Raw genomic sequence first — 15,620 nt, 5'->3', positions numbered from 1 at the left:
CCGGGTTGCCGATTTGCCGGGGTGGGTGCGACGTTTCGGCAACGATCTAGCACACTTGACGTGTGTTAGATATCGAGGACGTACTCGGCCGACTGCGGCGGTATCCGGATGTGGAGGCACTGAACCTCTACGCCGTGGATGCCGCCGATCGGCTGATCCTCGATGTTGCCGATGACGCGATCGCGACGGCTGGTAGCGGAAAGGTAGCGATCATTGGTGATGGCTACGGTGCGCTGACCCTCGGTGCGATCGCCGGATACGATCTGCGTGACGTCCGGGTGCATCAGGACTTGCTCACCGGTGAACTCGCGCTTGCCAACAATGCCCGAATGCTCGGACTCGCGGATCGCTACTCCGCGCACCCACTAACTGACCAGTTGCTGGCGGATGTGCGGGTGGTGCTGCTTCGACTGCCGCGTGGGCTGGCCGGGCTGGCCGAGGTCGCCGATGCCATCGCGCGCTACGCCGATGCCGACGTCGAGGTGTTCGCGGGCGGCCGCGACAAGTACCTGACCAAGTCGATGAACGATCTGCTCGCCCAGTCGTTTTCGGACGTGCGCGCCAGCCGCGGCCGACAGAAGTCCCGAACCCTGCTGGTGCGGGGGCCGAAACCGGTTGGCGAGCTGCCGTTTCCGGTGCGCGAACGGCTCGACGATCTGGACATCGATGTCGTCGCGCATGGCGCCGCCTTCTCCGGCGCCCGCCTCGACATCGGGACCAGATTCCTGCTGGAGCACCTGAAATGGATGAAGCCGGATGCCCGCGACGCCATCGATCTCGGGTGCGGCACCGGCATACTGGCGGTCGCGCTGGCCAAAGTGCGGCCCGGCATCGAGGTGGTCGGCACCGATCAGTCGGCCGCCGCGGTGGCCTCGGCGCGAGCCACCGCCGAAGCCAACGGCGTGGCCGATCGGGTGACGGTGGTGCGCGACGACGCCATGTCCTCGGCCGCCGACAACAGCGCCGATCTGGTGCTGTGCAATCCGCCGTTCCACGTCGGCGCGGCCGTGCACACCGGCTCGGCGATCAAGATGTTCGCCGAGGCCGGTCGGGTGCTGCGGCCCGGCGGCGAACTCTGGACTGTCTACAACACCCACCTGAACTATCGGGGTGTGGTCGAGCGGATGGTCGGGCAGACCGAGGTGATCGGTCGCAATCGAAAGTTCACAGTGACGCGGTCGGTGAGTGGGCTGCACGACGTGCAGCGGTAGTACAGTCCGAATTGTCTGTGTAAACGAGTTGCTGGAGCCCAGCTCCGGGAACTCGGCACGGCTGATACGCGTTGGACGGGCAGTTGGATATCGAGCAACCGGCTCGAAGTCGAGACGGCTCGGGACCGACGGCCACGGCGACGTGGGCCACGACTCCAGAAAGGCATTCACGGTGCGCACGACAAGCAATCCGGTTTTTCGCAATCTCCCTCGGCAAGAGGGCGGTGGATACGCCAACTTTGGATCAGGGGTAACGGGCGCGGGCCAGCTGGGCCAGCAGTTCGGTAACCAATACGGCAACCAGTACGGCCAGTATCAGCAGCCGTACCAGCAGGTCCCGGCCACCCGCGCGATGACCATCGACGACGTGGTGACCAAGACCGCCATCACCCTCGGTGTGCTTGCGGTGTCGGCGATCATCTCTTACGGCCTGACCAATGCGAACACCTCGCTCGCGCCGTTGTTCGTCATCGGTGGTGGTCTCGTCGGCCTGGTGCTGGTGCTCATCGCGACCTTCACCAGGAAGATGGACAACCCGGTCCTCGTGCTGTCGTACGCGGTGTTCGAGGGCCTGTTCGTCGGCGCGCTGTCGTTCATGTTCACGAATATCAAGTTCGGCGGTGTCGGCGGCAGCGCGATGATCGCGCAGGCCGTACTCGGCACGTTCGGTGTGTTCGCGGGCATGCTCGTCGTCTACAAGACCGGCGCGATTCGCGTCACCCCGCGCTTCACCAGGATGATCGTGGGCGCCATGATCGGCGTGCTGGTGCTCGCACTGGGCAACCTGGTCGCTAGCTTCTTCATCTCCGGCGGCCTCGGCCTGCGTGACGGTGGCCCGCTTGCCATCATCTTCAGCCTGGTGGTCATTGCCATCGCCGCGTTCAGCTTCCTGCTCGACTTCGACGCCGCCGATCAGCTGATCCGCGCACAGGCGCCGGAGAAGGCGGCCTGGGGCATCGCGCTCGGCCTGACCGTCACCCTGGTCTGGCTGTACGTCGAGATCCTGCGCCTGCTGAGTTACTTCAACAACGATTAGCGACGCCCTTGAAACGGCTCCCTACCCGACCGGGTAGGGAGCCGTCCGACCGGTTTCGCGAGTGTCAGCTGAGCCGCTCGATGACCATGGCCATGCCCTGGCCGCCGCCGACGCACATGGTCTCCACGCCGAACTGCTTGTCGTGGGTCTGGAGGTTGTTGATCAGCGTGGTGGTGATGCGGGCGCCGGTCATGCCGAACGGGTGGCCGAGCGCGATGGCGCCGCCGGAGACGTTCAGCTTGTCCTCGTCGATCTCGAGTTCGCGGGCCGAACCCAGCACCTGCACCGCGAATGCCTCGTTGATCTCGAACAGGTCGATGTCGTCGACCGTCTTGCCCGCCAGTGCGAGCGCGCGCTTGACCGACTCGATCGGGCCGAGGCCCATGATCTCCGGGGACAGGCCCGAGACACCGGTGGACACGATGCGCGCCAGCGGGGTCAGGCCCAGTTCCTCGGCCCTGGTGTCGCTCATGATGACCAGCGCGGCGGCGCCGTCGTTGAGCGGGCAGCAGTTACCCGCGGTGACGGTGCCGTCCGGACGGAACACCGGCTTCAGCTGGCTGACCGCCTCATAGGTCACGCCGGCGCGCGGGCCGTCGTCCTTGGAGACCACGGTGCCGTCGGGCAGCGTGACCGGGGTGATCTCACGCTCGAAGAAACCGGCCTTGATGGCTTCCTCGGCCCGGTTCTGCGAGCGCACGCCCCAGCGGTCCTGGTCCTCACGGGTGATGCCGGTGAAGGACGCGACGTTCTCGGCGGTCTGGCCCATCGCGATGTAGACGTCCGGGAGCAGGCCGTCCTCGCTCGGGTCGTGCCAGATGCCCGCGCCGACCTGGGCGGCCTTCGCGGTGCGCTCCTGCGCCTCGGCGAAGAGCGGGTTCTGGGTGTTCGGCCAGCTGTCGGCGGAGCCGTTCTTGTAGCGGGACACCGTCTCCACGCCTGCGGAGATGAACACGTCACCCTCGCCCGCCTTGATCGCGTGGAACGCCATCCGGGTGGACTGCAGCGAAGAGGCGCAGTAGCGGTGCACGGTGGTGCCGGGCACGAAGTCGTAGCCGAGCTGCACTGCGACGATGCGGGCGATATTGAAGCCCTGCTCGCCGCCGGGGGAACCGCAGCCGAGGATCAGGTCGTCGATCTGGGCCGGGTCCAGAGCAGGCACCTTGTCGAGCGCCGCGCGCACGATCTGCGTCGTCAGATCGTCGGGCCGCATGTCGGCCAACGAACCTTTGGCGGCTCGGCCGATCGGAGAGCGGGCGGTCGAGACGATGACGGCCTCGGGCATGAAGACTCCTTTATTGGACGGCAAGTGTTTGCGGCCGGACGTTGTCCGAGCGCGGCCTGCGACCGTTTGTTACTTGTGCGTTCCTATCGAATCTACGTCGCGTCCTGCCGGGCGCGAAGACGGGGTCATCTCGTGCAGCGCGTCGATCAGGGCAGGAAGCAGCAGTGCCGCAGCCAGTTCGTAACCGGCTGCCGAGGGATGGAAACCGTCGGCGGCGAACATCAATTCGGGAGCGGCGCGGAACTCGGGTGCGAGCAGATTACCCATCGCCACCGGACGCCCGCCCGCGACGGTGGTGGCCACGGTCTGGGCCCGGGCCAGCCGGACGCTCCAGTTGTGCACCAAAGTCCGCAGCGGCTGCGGAATCGCGGTGACCGTACCCAGATTCGGGCAGGTGCCGACCACCACGATGCTGTCGGCGCGGCGCAGCCGGGCCACCGCGCTGGCCAGCCTGCGCGCCGATGCCCGGATGGCGTGTTTCTTGGTGATGTCGTTGGCGCCGATGAGGATCACCGCGATATCCGGGGGCGGCCCGGCCACGAACATCGCATCCACCTGGCCCGCAAGGCCTTTGGAGGTGGCGCCGGAAATCGCCTTGGTACTCAACCGGATTCGCTGCCCGGTGGCCTCGGCGAGACCGCGAGCGATGCGCACACCGGGGACCTCCTCGGCGGTCAGGCAGCCCACCCCGCCCGCCGTGGAATCACCGAAGATCATCAGGTGCAGGTCCGCGTGCAGACCGGTACGCCAAGGCTGCGGCGCCATACACCCCGCGGTGTAGATGCCATCGGCCTCCGGCGGTTTCGATGTGTCCCGCCCGATGACGCCGCGCGCGACACCGGCCTGCGCCATGAGAAGTCGATACGCGGCCCACGATGCGGTACCCGCCCCGGAACCTGCCAACACGGTTGCGGCGCTGGTGACAGCCGCAGTCCGCCAGCTGATCCGAGGTGCGCTCACGAGACAGATTTTACGGACTGCGGCGGCAGAGACAACGCTCGCCGCCGCAGTTTCATACCGATGTCTCAGGCAGGCACGTCGAAGGAGCCGCGGGCCGGGACGCTGGCGTTGTTGGTGGTGACGACGACCTCGATGTGGCCGGGACCGGTGTCCTGGAACAGGGCGTACTGAATGCTGCCGTAGATGCCGGTGACCACGGTGTTGTCGTAGGTGCCCACCGCGCCGGTGTTCATGTTGCGCCAGGCGACGGTGGTGCGGACCTCGCACAGCGGGGCCAGCGGGTAGGCGCCGGGACCGATACCGGAGACCGGCAGCGCGCGGACGTTGATGATGGCGCGGCCGGGCCATTGGGGGCTGGTGTCGGCCCAGGTCCTGATGCTCGTCCAGCAGAGTCCGCCGCTGGCAAGCGTGGGCACCTGCGGGAACTCGACGGTCGTCGCGTTCGCCTGTGCCCCGGATCCGACGATCACGGCCAGCGCCGATCCGGCCAAAACCGCAGCGGCACGGGCGATGTTCGGCTGCATCATGGATGAGATCCTAAGGGGGAGGTCAAGGCTTTGATGGCAGCGCGTCGTGCGGCGCGGCCGTGGCGTGCCGGAATTCACAGCGAACGGCCGCGACGGGGTCCGGTGAACATGGCGGTGGTCTGCCCAGACAACGTTTCTGCAACGATGGAGCTATGCGCATCGCGGATCATGTCGTGGACCTCATCGGTAATACGCCGTTGGTCCGGTTGAACTCTGTGGTGGGACCGAACGCCGGAGTGGTAGCGGCCAAGATCGAATACCTGAATCCCGGCGGCAGTTCCAAAGACCGGATCGCGGTGAAGATGATCGACGCGGCCGAGAAGTCCGGGCAGTTGAAGCCCGGCGGCACCATCGTCGAACCCACCTCCGGCAACACCGGCGTCGGCTTGGCGCTCGTCGCCCAGCAGCGCGGCTACAAGTGCGTTTTCGTCTGCCCGGACAAGGTCAGTGAGGACAAGCGCAATGTGCTGCGCGCCTACGGCGCCGAAGTCGTGGTCTGCCCGACCGCGGTGCCTCCGGATCACCCGGACAGCTACTACAACGTCTCCGACCGACTGGTCCGCGAGATCGACGGCGCATGGAAGCCCGACCAGTACTCCAACCCGGGCGGACCCGAGAGCCACTACGAGACCACCGGCCCGGAGATCTGGCGCGACACCGACGGCAAGGTCACCCATTTCGTGGCGGGCGTCGGCACCGGCGGCACCATCACCGGCACCGGCCGCTACCTCGAGGAGATCTCCGGCGGCAAGGTGAAGATCATCGGCGCCGACCCGGAGGGTTCGGTGTACTCCGGCGGCAGCGGCCGCCCATACCTGGTCGAGGGGGTCGGCGAGGACTTCTGGCCGTCGGCCTACGACCCGGCCGTCCCCGACGAGATCATCGCCGTCTCCGATGCCGACTCCTTCGATATGACCCGCAGGCTGGCCCGCGAGGAGGGACTGCTGGTCGGCGGCTCCTGCGGTATGGCAGTGGTCGCGGCCATCGAGGTCGCCCGCAGGGACCCCGATGCGCTCGTGGTCGTGCTGCTGCCCGACGGCGGCCGCGGCTACCTGTCGAAGATCTTCAACGACCAGTGGATGAGCTCCTACGGCTTCCTGCGCGAGCGGCTCGACGGCAGCACCGCCGAACCGTCCTGCGGCGATGTGCTGCGCGGCAAGTCCGGCGCGCTGCCGGACCTGGTGCACACGCATCCGTCGGAGACGCTGCGCGACGCCATCGAGATCCTGCGCGAATACGGTGTCTCGCAGATGCCGGTCGTGGGTGCCGAGCCTCCTGTCATGGCAGGCGAGGTGGCGGGCAGCGTCACCGAACGCGATCTGCTCTCGGCGGTCTTCGAAGGCCGTGCGCAGCTGACGGATTCGGTGGCACAGCATATGAGTCCGTCGTTCCCGTTGATCGGTGCGGGCGAGCCCATCTCCGCCGCGACCAAGGCGCTGTCCGATACCGACGCGTTGATGGTGGTGGACGACGGCAAGCCGGTCGGCGTGATCACCCGTCACGATCTGCTCGGTTTCTTGAGCACGGGCAGCATCGGCCACTGAGCGCTCGATAAACCCGGGGCCGTTGCCCGGATTGTTGTGTTTGCCGCAGTGTGGTGTCCGCGCGCGAAGCCATCGTGGCTATATTAGGGCTATCCCTCGGCGAAATGTATTGTCACCGAAACGCATTCGAATCGGTCAGGGCCTTGCCGAGCACCAGCTGATGCACTTCCGCCGTGCCCTCATACGTGAGCACCGACTCGAGATTGTTGGCATGCCGCAGCACCGGATAGTCCAGGGTGATGCCGTTGGCGCCCAGGATGGTGCGACACTCACGCGCGATCGCGATGGCCTCCCTTGTGCTGTTCAGCTTGCCCGCGCTGATCTGTTCGGCACGCACCACGCCCTGATCCTTCAATCGGCCCAGATGCAGGGCGAGCAGCTGTCCCTTGCCGAACTCCAGCGCCATATCCGCCAACTTCGCCTGGGTCAGCTGGTAGGCCGCCAGGGGCTTGTCGAATACCTCCCTGGTCCTGGCGTATTCGATGGTCGAGGCCAGGCAGTCGCGGGCCGCGCCGAGCGCACCGAAGATGATGCCGAAGCGTGCCTCGCTCAGACAGGCCAGCGGAGAACTCAGCCCGCGTGACTGCGGCAGTACGGCATCGGCGGGCAATCGGACATCGCTGAAATCCAGTTCCGCGGTGATCGAGGCGCGCAGCGACAGCTTGCGGTGCATCTCGCGCGCGGTGAACCCTGGCGTGCCCGCGGGCACGAGGAATCCACGCACGCTCTCGTCCTCGGTCTGCGCCCAGACGACCGCGACATCGGCGACCGAGCCATTGGTGATCCACATTTTCGAGCCGTTGAGGATCCAGTCCGTGCCGTCACGCTTGGCCCTGGTCCGCATGCCGGCGGGGTTCGAGCCGAAGTCCGGTTCGGTGAGCCCGAAGCAGCCGAGCGCGCGCCCCGCCGCCATTTCCGGCAGCCACCGCTGCTTCTGCTCCTCGGAGCCGTACTTGTGAATCGCGGTCATCGCCAGCGACCCCTGTACCGACACCATACTGCGTACCCCGGAATCGATCGCCTCGAGCTCCTGGCAAGCCAACCCATAGGTGGTGGCCGACATGCCCGCGCAGCCATAGCCCTCCAGATGCATGCCGAGCAGACCGAGCTTGCCGAGTTCCGGTGCGATCTCCCGAGCCGGGAAGGTGCCCACCTCGAACCAATCCGCGATATGGGGCCGCAGCCGCTGCGCCGCGAACGCAGCGACGGTATTCCGGATCTCGCGCTCGTCGTCGGACAGCAATGCATCGATCGCGAACAGCTCTTCGACAGTCACCATGGCCTCAGCCTAATGAGGCACACCAGCCAGTTGCCGAATTGGCCGCCATCTAGGCTGGGCGCATGATTGAGCTGGGATTCTCGACACGGGCCGTGCACGCCGGATTCGATCCCGATCCACAGACCGGTGCGGTGAACGTGCCCATCTACGCGAGTTCGACGTTCGCCCAGGACGGGGTGGGCGGGTTGCGCGACGGCTATGAGTACGGCCGCACCGGCAACCCGACCAGGACCGTGCTGGAAGCGAACCTCGCCTCGCTCGAATCGGGCCGCTACGGACGGGCATTCGCCTCCGGCATGGCCGCCACCGACTGCGCGCTGCGCGCCACGCTGCGGCCCGGCGACCACATCGTGATCCCGGACGATGCCTACGGCGGCACCTTCCGTTTGATCGACAAGGTGTTCAGCCAGTGGGGGATTGAGCACTCGCCTGCGCACGTCTTCAACGTCGACGAGATGCTCGCCGCGATCCGCCCGAACACCAAGCTGGTGTGGATCGAGACCCCGACCAACCCGCTGCTGAGCATCGGCGACATCCCGGCGCTCGCCGGCGTCGCACACACCGCGGGCGCAAAACTGGTGGTGGACAACACCTTCGCCACCCCATACCTGCAGCAGCCGCTGCTGCTCGGCGCCGACATCGTGGTGCACTCGACCACCAAGTACCTCGGCGGGCACTCCGATGTGATCGGCGGCGCGCTGATCACCAACGACCAAGAGCTCGATGCCGCCTTCGGCTTCCTGCAGAACGGCGCGGGTGCGGTGCCGGGCCCGTTCGACGCGTTCCTCACCCTGCGTGGCACCAAGACGCTCGCGCTGCGGATGGACCGGCACTGCGACAATGCCGAGACCATCGCCGAGTTCCTGACCCGCCACCCCGCGATCTCGCAGGTGATCTACCCCGGCTTGGCCGAGCACCCCGGTCACGCTATCGCGGACAAGCAGATGAAGCGCTTCGGCGGCATGATCTCGGTGCGGCTGGCCGGCGGCCCGGACGCGGCGCGCGACTTCTGCTCGCGGACGAAGATCTTCACCCTCGCCGAATCGCTCGGTGGCGTGGAATCGCTGATCGAGCATCCGGCCGCGATGACGCACGCCTCCACCGAGGGATCCGACCTGGAGGTGCCCGCGGATCTGGTGCGCCTGTCGGTCGGCATTGAGGACATCAGCGATCTGCTCACCGATGTCGAGCGGGCGCTCGCGGGCTAGGGACGGACATGACGAAGCGGCCGCACTCGATACCGGGTGCGGCCGCTGGTGTCTTCGGGGAGTACGGCCCGGCGGGGCAGCTGGGCGCAGCGCCTCGGCCGGGCTGTCAGCTGTGGTAGGGCTCGGCGCTGACCAGGGTGACCTTCATCGTCTTGCCGTTGGGGAGCGTGTACTCCCTGGTATCACCGACCTTGGCGTCGATCAGTGCGCCGCCGAGCGGCGAGGCGGGCGAGTAGGTCTCCAGCTTGGAGTCGTTCAGACCCTCTTCGCGAGTCGCGATGAGGAAGGTTTCGGTTTCGGACTCGTCGCCGTCGTAGTAGACCTTGACGACAGAACCCGGGAGCGCGACGCCCGCCTTGGTCGGCGCGACGCCGACCTTGGCGTTGTTCAGCAGTTCCTGCAGCTGGCGGATGCGGGCTTCCTGCTGGCCCTGCTCCTCACGAGCGGCGTGGTATCCACCGTTCTCCTTGAGGTCGCCCTCTTCCCGGCGTTCGTTGATCTCGGCAGCGATGACGGGACGGTTGGCGATGAGCGCGTCGAGTTCGCCCTTGAGCCTGTCGTGCGACTCCGGGGTCAGCCAGGTCACTTGCGTCTCAGTCATCTCGATCACTCCCTAGTAGTTGTTCCCGGCAGGCCGGGATTCCCTGATAACCGCTGCAGTACCCACACAGGGGGCGGGCACGCACCAGCCGACGGCTAGTGCCATCCTGGGGAAGTTCATCGAACCCCGACAGGCATCAGCCCCCGGCAAACTGGATACCCGGAACTGGTAGCGCTGGCCGCTAATGCAGCAAACACGGCTCCGAGCCCCGGAACCGTGTATCAGGCTATTTTAGCATGAATCACAAACACGCAGGTCGGAGTTTGTTTTGCCGTGGCGCGTATGCCGCGGCGGCCGAAATCGGCTCGGCCCGCCGGTAGCTCAGCCCGCGCGAAGATACGCGGGCACTCGATCGCTGCACGCGTAGATGTTGCCCGCCGATGGTCTCGACGACGAGCGAACCGTGGTCGACAGCACGATGGTGCCGCTGCTGGACGGCTCGACCAGCAGCTCGCGCCGGCCCACCTCGGAGCCCTCCTTGTCCATGGCCCGCACGAAACACACCACAGGCTGCTCCGGATCCTTGCGGGTGACCTTGAGTCGGATGGTCATCGTGGAATCGTTGTCGACGGTGTAACCGAGCTGTTCGGTCTCGATGTCCTGGGGCCCGTACTTCTGCCAGCCGACGTAGGCGACACCCAGTCCGAGCAGCACGACGACCACGCCGAGCACCGGCGCAATCCAGCGGCGTCTCCGACGTGGCGCGGTGCCGTACCGGTCGGCGCGCCGCTGTTCGGCCGCATCGCCACCGGCGGATTCCGGCACAGGCTCGGTCATCAGAAGTCGCTCCCGGGGGGTACGTCGGAACAAAAGTCTGTCGAATGGAACTATAGGGAACGAAGCCCAAGCACCCGCGAGCGAGAGCGATGAGGTGAACTAGACGTGAGTGGCCTTCGCCTCATGGCGGTCCATGCCCACCCCGATGACGAGTCCAGCAAGGGTGCCGCGGCGACCGCCCGTTACGCCGACGAGGGCAACGATGTCCTGGTCGTCACGCTGACCGGCGGTGAGCGCGGCAGCATCCTCAATCCGGCGATGGACATCCCCGGGGTGCTGGACCGGATCGAGGAGGTCCGGCGCGAGGAGATGACCGCCGCGGCCGCCGCGCTGGGTGTGCGCCAGACTTGGTTGGGATTCGTCGATTCGGGTCTACCCGAGGGTGATCCGTTGCCGCCGCTGCCCGAGGGCAGCTTCGCGCTGGTTCCGCTGGAGGAGGCCACCGAGGCGCTGGTGCGGGTGATACGCGAGTTCAAGCCGCACGTGATGACCACCTATGACGAGACCGGTGGCTACCCGCACCCCGATCACATCCGGTGCCATGAGGTGTCGATGGCCGCCTTCGAGGCCGCGGGGGATCCCGAGCGGTTCCCGGATGCCGGCCAGGCGTGGACGCCGCTGAAGCTGTACTACGACCACGGCTTCAGCCTGCAGCGGATGGAGGCGTTCGCGGCGGAGTTCGAGCGGAACGGGGAGCCGTTCCCGATGCAGGAGTGGCTGGATCGGATCCGCAAGTACGCGGTCGACCGCGGCGACGTGATGTCGCGGGTCACCACGCAGGTCGAGTGCGCCAAGTACTTCCCGCAACGTGATGACGCCCTGCGCGCGCACGCCACCCAGATCGACCCGAACGGCGCCTTCTTCGCGATTCCGCTGGAGATGCAGCAGCGGGTGTGGCCCACCGAGGAATTCGAGCTGGCCAAGACCAGGGTGCGCACCGCGATCCCCGAGAACGATCTGTTCGCCGGTATCGAGGATGACGACCAGTGATGTTGGCCCTGCTCGCACAGTCGCCCGGGACGCCCACTGGTCCGGAGTTCGGTAAGGCTTCGCCGCTGGGTCTGGTCATCATCCTGATCCTGCTCGCGGGCACGGTGCTGCTGGTGCGTTCGATGAATCGGCACCTGAAGAAGCTGCCGCCGACCTTCGAACCGGAGCACCCGGAGCCGGATCAGGAGGCCGACGAAGGCACTGAACCCGGGATCATCCGCCGGGAGGCCGAGGTCGTCGAGCCGGAAGGCCGCACCGAAAAGCCCTGACCTCTGCTGTGGCCACAACGGCCGTCCGCCTGCCGCGGACGGCCGTGTTACGTTTGCGGGCCCTATTTGTCATTGGTGTAGTCGCGGCACGATCGCTGCCTCGCCTCTCATTCCGCAGAGCCCTGAAAGTTGAGGCCGCATCCGATGGTGGACCAGTCGATGCGCACGCCACGAGCCTAGCGGCGGACCCGGAGTCGCTAGGGTCGGCTGGCGCGATTCCGGTAGCGGGCGGCGACCGAAGGGCCGGGCTAGAATCCGGCTCGCGTGCCACGATTGGGGTGGCAGCGGGTGCGATATCGATCTCAGCGCATCGAATTCGGCGGCGGTAATCAGGTTTTCGGCAATAGGTTCGTGCAGGTCGTGGTTTGGATGTCACCCCGTTGTGCTACCTATTCTGCGAACCCGCTGACCGAAGGAAGACAGATGGATTCTGTGATCGACCAGATCGACCGCGCTCTCGACATGACGGGCGCGATCGTCGCCACGGTGGATGACGATCGGCTTGTCGCGCCGACGCCGTGCTCGGACTGGGATGTGCGTGCCGTGCTCAACCATGTCGTCGGCGGCATACACCTCTTCGCCGCCGCGGTGACCGGGATGGATGCGGGGGCCGCGCACGAGGACGACTGGCTCGGCAGCGATCCGCAGGGCGCCTACGCGGCAGCGGCCGAGGTGGATCGGGCCGCGTGGCATCGTCCGGGGGCGCTGACGGGGACGGTGCACATCTCGTTGGGCGATCTGCCGGGCTCGGCGGCGGCGACCGTCCACCTCACCGAGTTGGTGGTGCACAGTGTCGACCTCGCGGTCGCCGTGCACCGGCCGGATCTCGCCGACGACGCGCTGTGCGCCGAACTGCTCACCACCATGCGGCAGATGGGCGGCATAGACGGCTTCCGCAAACCGGGCATGTTCGACGCCGAGGTTCCGGTGGCAGCGGAAGCTCCCGCGCACGAGCGGCTGCTCGGCTACGTCGGCAGGAAGTGGTTGAACTCGTAAGCCCTTGCCGCCGCGTAGGAGGTCTGGCGGCAGTCAGCCGGGCAGTCGGCGGACCGGGTGGCGCAGGATGGTTCGAGTGGTTGCCGCCGGGGCCTTGCGCGGATCCGACAGGTAGATCTCGTGATGGAGGCCGTTCATCGCGAGCCCTTCGGCGGTCATGAACGCGTCCATGCGCGCCAGCGTCTCCGGCTCGGTCGAGTAGGGACCAACATGCATCACCTGGATGGCCTCGCCCTCGGTCAACGACTCGAAGGTCGCATCGCTCACCATGTCCGCGGTGACGACATCGGGCATTCGGATCATCAACTTCCAGTGCCACTGGTCGCGCGGCACCGAGAGCGGAGGTTCATCGGAGTCCACCCACCACTGCCCCTCCAACTTCGGCACCACGAAGTCCGTGCCAGCCGCCCTGGCGATCTTCTTGGCGCCGTAGGCGGCCTGATACAACTCCGCCACCGCGTCGGCATACGCCGCGCCCGCGGGCGCACCGGAACCGGTGACCGTCACGTAGTTGTAAGCGTCGAACATACGCAGCGCGGGATCCCGCGGCGCGTCGTAATAGTGCTTATCGGTCTTGGCCAGATCGATCTTCACCAGAAGTCCTCCTATCGAAGTGCATGCTGGCAACCAGCCTGAACTCTCCATCGACGGGAGAGTCAAGACGAGCGTCCGGGCGCGTCACCCGGGTGGTAGGAGTTGTGCCCCGGACCGTGCCGACCCGGTCCCCAGTGCAGGCCGTAGCCGTTCTTGGTGAGGTGGTCGCCGTTGCAGCGCAGGAACACGAAGAAGTCGCCGACCGTGTCGGACCATCGGAAGCCGAGCAGGTCCTGGTAGAAGTTCTGCATCGACCCGAGTTCTGGGCAGTAAGCGGCCACGTGACCCAGCTTTGTCGGACGCAGCCGAAGGTAGCCCTGTACCCCGCTGGGTTCCTGCGCCGTCATGAGGTGCAGGGGCACGCCGGTGCCGGGCTCATTGAGCACGAGTACGTCCGGAGTGCCGGGGCCGATGTCGCTGCGGCGCTGGACGTCGTAACCGGCGTCCCCGAGTCGCCGTTGGGCGTCGTCGAGGTCCTCCCAGATCTCGTAGCCGACAACGGATCGGCCCTGTCCGGTGTTCCTTCTCAGCGGCAACGGTGGCGGCGAGGGTTTGTTCACTGCGGATGATGGTGTTCATTGAGCCTGCCTCGTGATGAGGGCGGGAGCCCGAGCTGAACGGCGTCCCCTTGGAGGCGTATGGCTTCGGCTCGTTTCGAGCGCAGGAACGACCGGGTCAGGTCGAGGCCCTCGATTTCACCGTGCCAGCCTTCGGTTGCGGCATGCTGGCATGCGCCGGGGATATGACGGAGCGCCTCGCGGCGCACCACGCTCATGCCGATGTGCGTGTGATCAATCGTCTCCGTTGAACAGAGCTGACCGAGCGGACCGCGTGTCGAGTGGATGCTGTTGGCTGAGACGGAAAATGAGTCGGGGATGGGAGGGTGCTTTGGCAGAGTGCTCGACATGACTGCCTCCGGCCCCAAAGCGGATCTGCACCGTTACCTGCGCTATGCCCGCGAAGCGATGCTGTGGAAGCTCGACGGCCTGTCCGAGTACGACGTGCGTCGCCCGATGACCCCAACCGGCACAAACCTGCTCGGCTTGATCAAACACCTCGGTACCGTCGAGTTCGACTACTTCGGTGACACCTTCGCCCGCCCATACGACGAACCCCTCACCGAACACGACTTCGAGGCCGATCCCACGGCCGACATGTGGGCCACCCCCGAACAGTCGCGCGAGGACATCATCGGGTTCTACCGTCGGGCCTGGGCGCATGCCGACGCCACGATCGACAGCCTCGACCTCACCGCCGAAGGCTCGGTCCCCTGGTGGTCCGAGGACCAGCGGACCGTCACGCTCCATCAGATCCTGGTACACGTAGTGGCCGAAACCAACCGGCACGCCGGACACGCCGACATCATCCGCGAGCTCATCGACGGCGTCGCCGGCCTACTCGACGGCAACGACAACATGCCCACCAGCGACTCGACCTGGTGGCAGCAATATCGAGCCGAGCTGGAGAAAACCGCAAAACAGGCCGCCGAGCCCCGCTGACCGATGAATCCCAGCCTTCTTGAAAGCCTGTTCACCGGCGCTCGCTACGAGAAGTAAGGCAGCCTCGACGTTTACCCGCCCCGTAGCGAACGGAGCCCCGTATCGTGCGTTCGGTAGTCCCCGGATGCAGGCTTCTGAACCTTTATCCGGCACAGCATCTCGGCCAACGGCCGAACACACGGAAATGCCGCGGAGAGCGCGGTCAGCGGATGAGATCCACTGCGGCTCATGACATCAGCACATGCCGATGTGCGTGCTTGGTCCCAGACGGGTTGCGGCGAGACGGCACCCTGGCCTCAGCTGAGCTGCTCGGCCAGCCCGACAATGATGCCCTCAGGGCCACGCACGTAGCAGAGCCGATAGCTCTGCTCGTACTGCTCCAGATCGCCGACGAGTTCGGCGCCGTGGGCGCGTAGGCGAGCCACGACGTCCTCGATGTCGTCGACAGCGAACATGATGCGACGAATGCCCAGCGTGTTTGCCGGCGCGTTTTTCGGCTCAGCGCTGATCGCCTTCGGCGTGTGGAACATCGCCAGCTCGACCCGACCGTGACCGTCCGGCGTCCGCAGCATTGCGACGTCCTGCCGGACGTCGTCGACCGCAATGACACGTTCCACCCAACGTCCCTCGACTGGCCCCTTGCCCTCCAGCTCCATACCGAGTTCGACGAAGAACTCAATAACGGCGTCAAGGTTCTCGACAACGATGAGGACGTTGTCCATCCGCTGAATCGCCATGGCCCTATCTCCTCCATCAGTAGGCCCAACGTAGGCTTTGGTGGGCACGACAGTAGTGACGTCCGCCGAGACGGAAACTCATCGCCAGGCGAGTGTGCGGCGAAGCA

18 protein-coding genes are annotated in these 15,620 nt (G+C 66.3%); 8 read left to right on the top strand and 10 right to left on the bottom strand.

The window, feature by feature from the left end:
* The first annotated feature begins 62 nt into the window (after positions 1–62).
* Both ACV7NQ_RS11125 and ACV7NQ_RS11120 read left to right on the top strand, forming a co-directional pair.
* Positions 63–1,211 carry a class I SAM-dependent methyltransferase gene (locus ACV7NQ_RS11125; RefSeq protein WP_463359555.1) on the top strand — a complete coding sequence of 383 codons (1,149 nt, stop codon included), beginning with the start codon at positions 63–65 and terminating at the stop codon, positions 1,209–1,211.
* A gap of 172 nt (positions 1,212–1,383) precedes the next feature.
* A complete protein-coding gene (locus tag ACV7NQ_RS11120) occupies positions 1,384–2,247 on the top strand; it encodes a Bax inhibitor-1/YccA family protein (RefSeq protein WP_463359554.1) in 864 nt (287 codons plus the stop codon).
* 64 nt (positions 2,248–2,311) lie between these two features.
* Here ACV7NQ_RS11120 and ACV7NQ_RS11115 read toward each other — a convergent pair whose 3' ends face one another.
* The 3 genes from ACV7NQ_RS11115 to ACV7NQ_RS11105 all read right to left on the bottom strand — a co-directional run bounded on the left by ACV7NQ_RS11115 (position 2,312) and on the right by ACV7NQ_RS11105 (position 5,019).
* Positions 2,312–3,532: an acetyl-CoA C-acetyltransferase gene (locus tag ACV7NQ_RS11115; protein WP_463359553.1), complete on the bottom strand. Its 1,221-nt coding sequence runs from the start codon at positions 3,530–3,532 to the stop codon at positions 2,312–2,314.
* 69 nt (positions 3,533–3,601) lie between these two features.
* The gene (locus ACV7NQ_RS11110; RefSeq protein WP_463359552.1) at positions 3,602–4,492 is read right to left on the bottom strand and encodes an SGNH/GDSL hydrolase family protein; all 891 of its coding nucleotides are present in this window, start codon (positions 4,490–4,492) and stop codon (positions 3,602–3,604) included.
* Between the two features lie 65 nt (positions 4,493–4,557).
* Positions 4,558–5,019 carry a hypothetical protein gene (locus ACV7NQ_RS11105; protein ID WP_463359551.1) on the bottom strand — a complete coding sequence of 154 codons (462 nt, stop codon included), beginning with the start codon at positions 5,017–5,019 and terminating at the stop codon, positions 4,558–4,560.
* Positions 5,020–5,171: 152 nt separating this feature from the next.
* On the opposite strand from ACV7NQ_RS11105, the gene ACV7NQ_RS11100 reads away from it, so the two are divergent.
* On the top strand, positions 5,172–6,563 hold the full coding sequence (locus ACV7NQ_RS11100; protein ID WP_463359550.1) for a cystathionine beta-synthase: 1,392 nt from the start codon (positions 5,172–5,174) through the stop codon (positions 6,561–6,563).
* A gap of 112 nt (positions 6,564–6,675) precedes the next feature.
* Here ACV7NQ_RS11100 and ACV7NQ_RS11095 read toward each other — a convergent pair whose 3' ends face one another.
* Positions 6,676–7,842 (bottom strand): acyl-CoA dehydrogenase family protein, encoded by a 1,167-nt coding sequence (locus ACV7NQ_RS11095; protein WP_463359549.1) that lies wholly within the window; start codon positions 7,840–7,842, stop codon positions 6,676–6,678.
* Between the two features lie 62 nt (positions 7,843–7,904).
* Between ACV7NQ_RS11095 and ACV7NQ_RS11090 the strand changes: the two genes are divergently transcribed.
* Positions 7,905–9,050 carry a cystathionine gamma-synthase gene (locus ACV7NQ_RS11090; RefSeq protein WP_463359548.1) on the top strand — a complete coding sequence of 382 codons (1,146 nt, stop codon included), beginning with the start codon at positions 7,905–7,907 and terminating at the stop codon, positions 9,048–9,050.
* A gap of 106 nt (positions 9,051–9,156) precedes the next feature.
* Here the strand turns inward: ACV7NQ_RS11090 and greA are convergent, their stop codons facing one another.
* Both greA and ACV7NQ_RS11080 read right to left on the bottom strand, forming a co-directional pair.
* Entirely contained in the window at positions 9,157–9,651 is a 495-nt protein-coding gene (greA, locus tag ACV7NQ_RS11085) for a transcription elongation factor GreA (RefSeq protein ID WP_463359547.1), read from the bottom strand.
* A gap of 321 nt (positions 9,652–9,972) precedes the next feature.
* A complete protein-coding gene (locus ACV7NQ_RS11080; protein WP_463359546.1) occupies positions 9,973–10,428 on the bottom strand; it encodes a DUF4307 domain-containing protein in 456 nt (151 codons plus the stop codon).
* A 105-nt stretch (positions 10,429–10,533) separates the two neighbouring features.
* On the opposite strand from ACV7NQ_RS11080, the gene mca reads away from it, so the two are divergent.
* The 3 genes from mca to ACV7NQ_RS11065 all read left to right on the top strand — a co-directional run bounded on the left by mca (position 10,534) and on the right by ACV7NQ_RS11065 (position 12,683).
* The gene (mca, locus tag ACV7NQ_RS11075) at positions 10,534–11,418 is read left to right on the top strand and encodes a mycothiol conjugate amidase Mca (protein WP_463359545.1); all 885 of its coding nucleotides are present in this window, start codon (positions 10,534–10,536) and stop codon (positions 11,416–11,418) included.
* The gene (locus ACV7NQ_RS11070) at positions 11,418–11,687 is read left to right on the top strand and encodes a hypothetical protein (RefSeq protein ID WP_463365624.1); all 270 of its coding nucleotides are present in this window, start codon (positions 11,418–11,420) and stop codon (positions 11,685–11,687) included. Before mca ends, ACV7NQ_RS11070 begins: the two co-directional genes overlap by 1 nt.
* Before the next feature lie 423 nt (positions 11,688–12,110).
* Positions 12,111–12,683 (top strand): TIGR03086 family metal-binding protein, encoded by a 573-nt coding sequence (locus tag ACV7NQ_RS11065; RefSeq protein ID WP_463359544.1) that lies wholly within the window; start codon positions 12,111–12,113, stop codon positions 12,681–12,683.
* Between the two features lie 33 nt (positions 12,684–12,716).
* On the opposite strand, the gene ACV7NQ_RS11060 is transcribed toward ACV7NQ_RS11065, so the two are convergent.
* From ACV7NQ_RS11060 to ACV7NQ_RS11050, 3 genes are all read right to left on the bottom strand, one after another.
* Positions 12,717–13,277, bottom strand: coding sequence for a GyrI-like domain-containing protein (locus ACV7NQ_RS11060; protein WP_463359543.1), 561 nt, complete (start codon positions 13,275–13,277; stop codon positions 12,717–12,719).
* Between the two features lie 62 nt (positions 13,278–13,339).
* Positions 13,340–13,837 (bottom strand): VOC family protein, encoded by a 498-nt coding sequence (locus tag ACV7NQ_RS11055; RefSeq protein WP_463359542.1) that lies wholly within the window; start codon positions 13,835–13,837, stop codon positions 13,340–13,342.
* Entirely contained in the window at positions 13,834–14,184 is a 351-nt protein-coding gene (locus ACV7NQ_RS11050; RefSeq protein WP_463359541.1) for a hypothetical protein, read from the bottom strand. Before ACV7NQ_RS11050 ends, ACV7NQ_RS11055 begins: the two co-directional genes overlap by 4 nt.
* On the opposite strand from ACV7NQ_RS11050, the gene ACV7NQ_RS11045 reads away from it, so the two are divergent.
* A complete protein-coding gene (locus ACV7NQ_RS11045; RefSeq protein ID WP_463359540.1) occupies positions 14,183–14,776 on the top strand; it encodes a DinB family protein in 594 nt (197 codons plus the stop codon). The two genes, ACV7NQ_RS11050 and ACV7NQ_RS11045, sit on opposite strands and share 2 nt — an antisense overlap.
* A 296-nt stretch (positions 14,777–15,072) precedes the next feature.
* Here ACV7NQ_RS11045 and ACV7NQ_RS11040 read toward each other — a convergent pair whose 3' ends face one another.
* Positions 15,073–15,513 (bottom strand): VOC family protein, encoded by a 441-nt coding sequence (locus ACV7NQ_RS11040; RefSeq protein WP_463359539.1) that lies wholly within the window; start codon positions 15,511–15,513, stop codon positions 15,073–15,075.
* Between the last annotated feature and the right edge of the window lie 107 nt (positions 15,514–15,620).

The sequence above is a fragment of the Nocardia sp. Tas62D01 genome (genome assembly GCF_055232035.1).
This window is presented reverse-complemented; position numbering and strand designations above follow the sequence as displayed.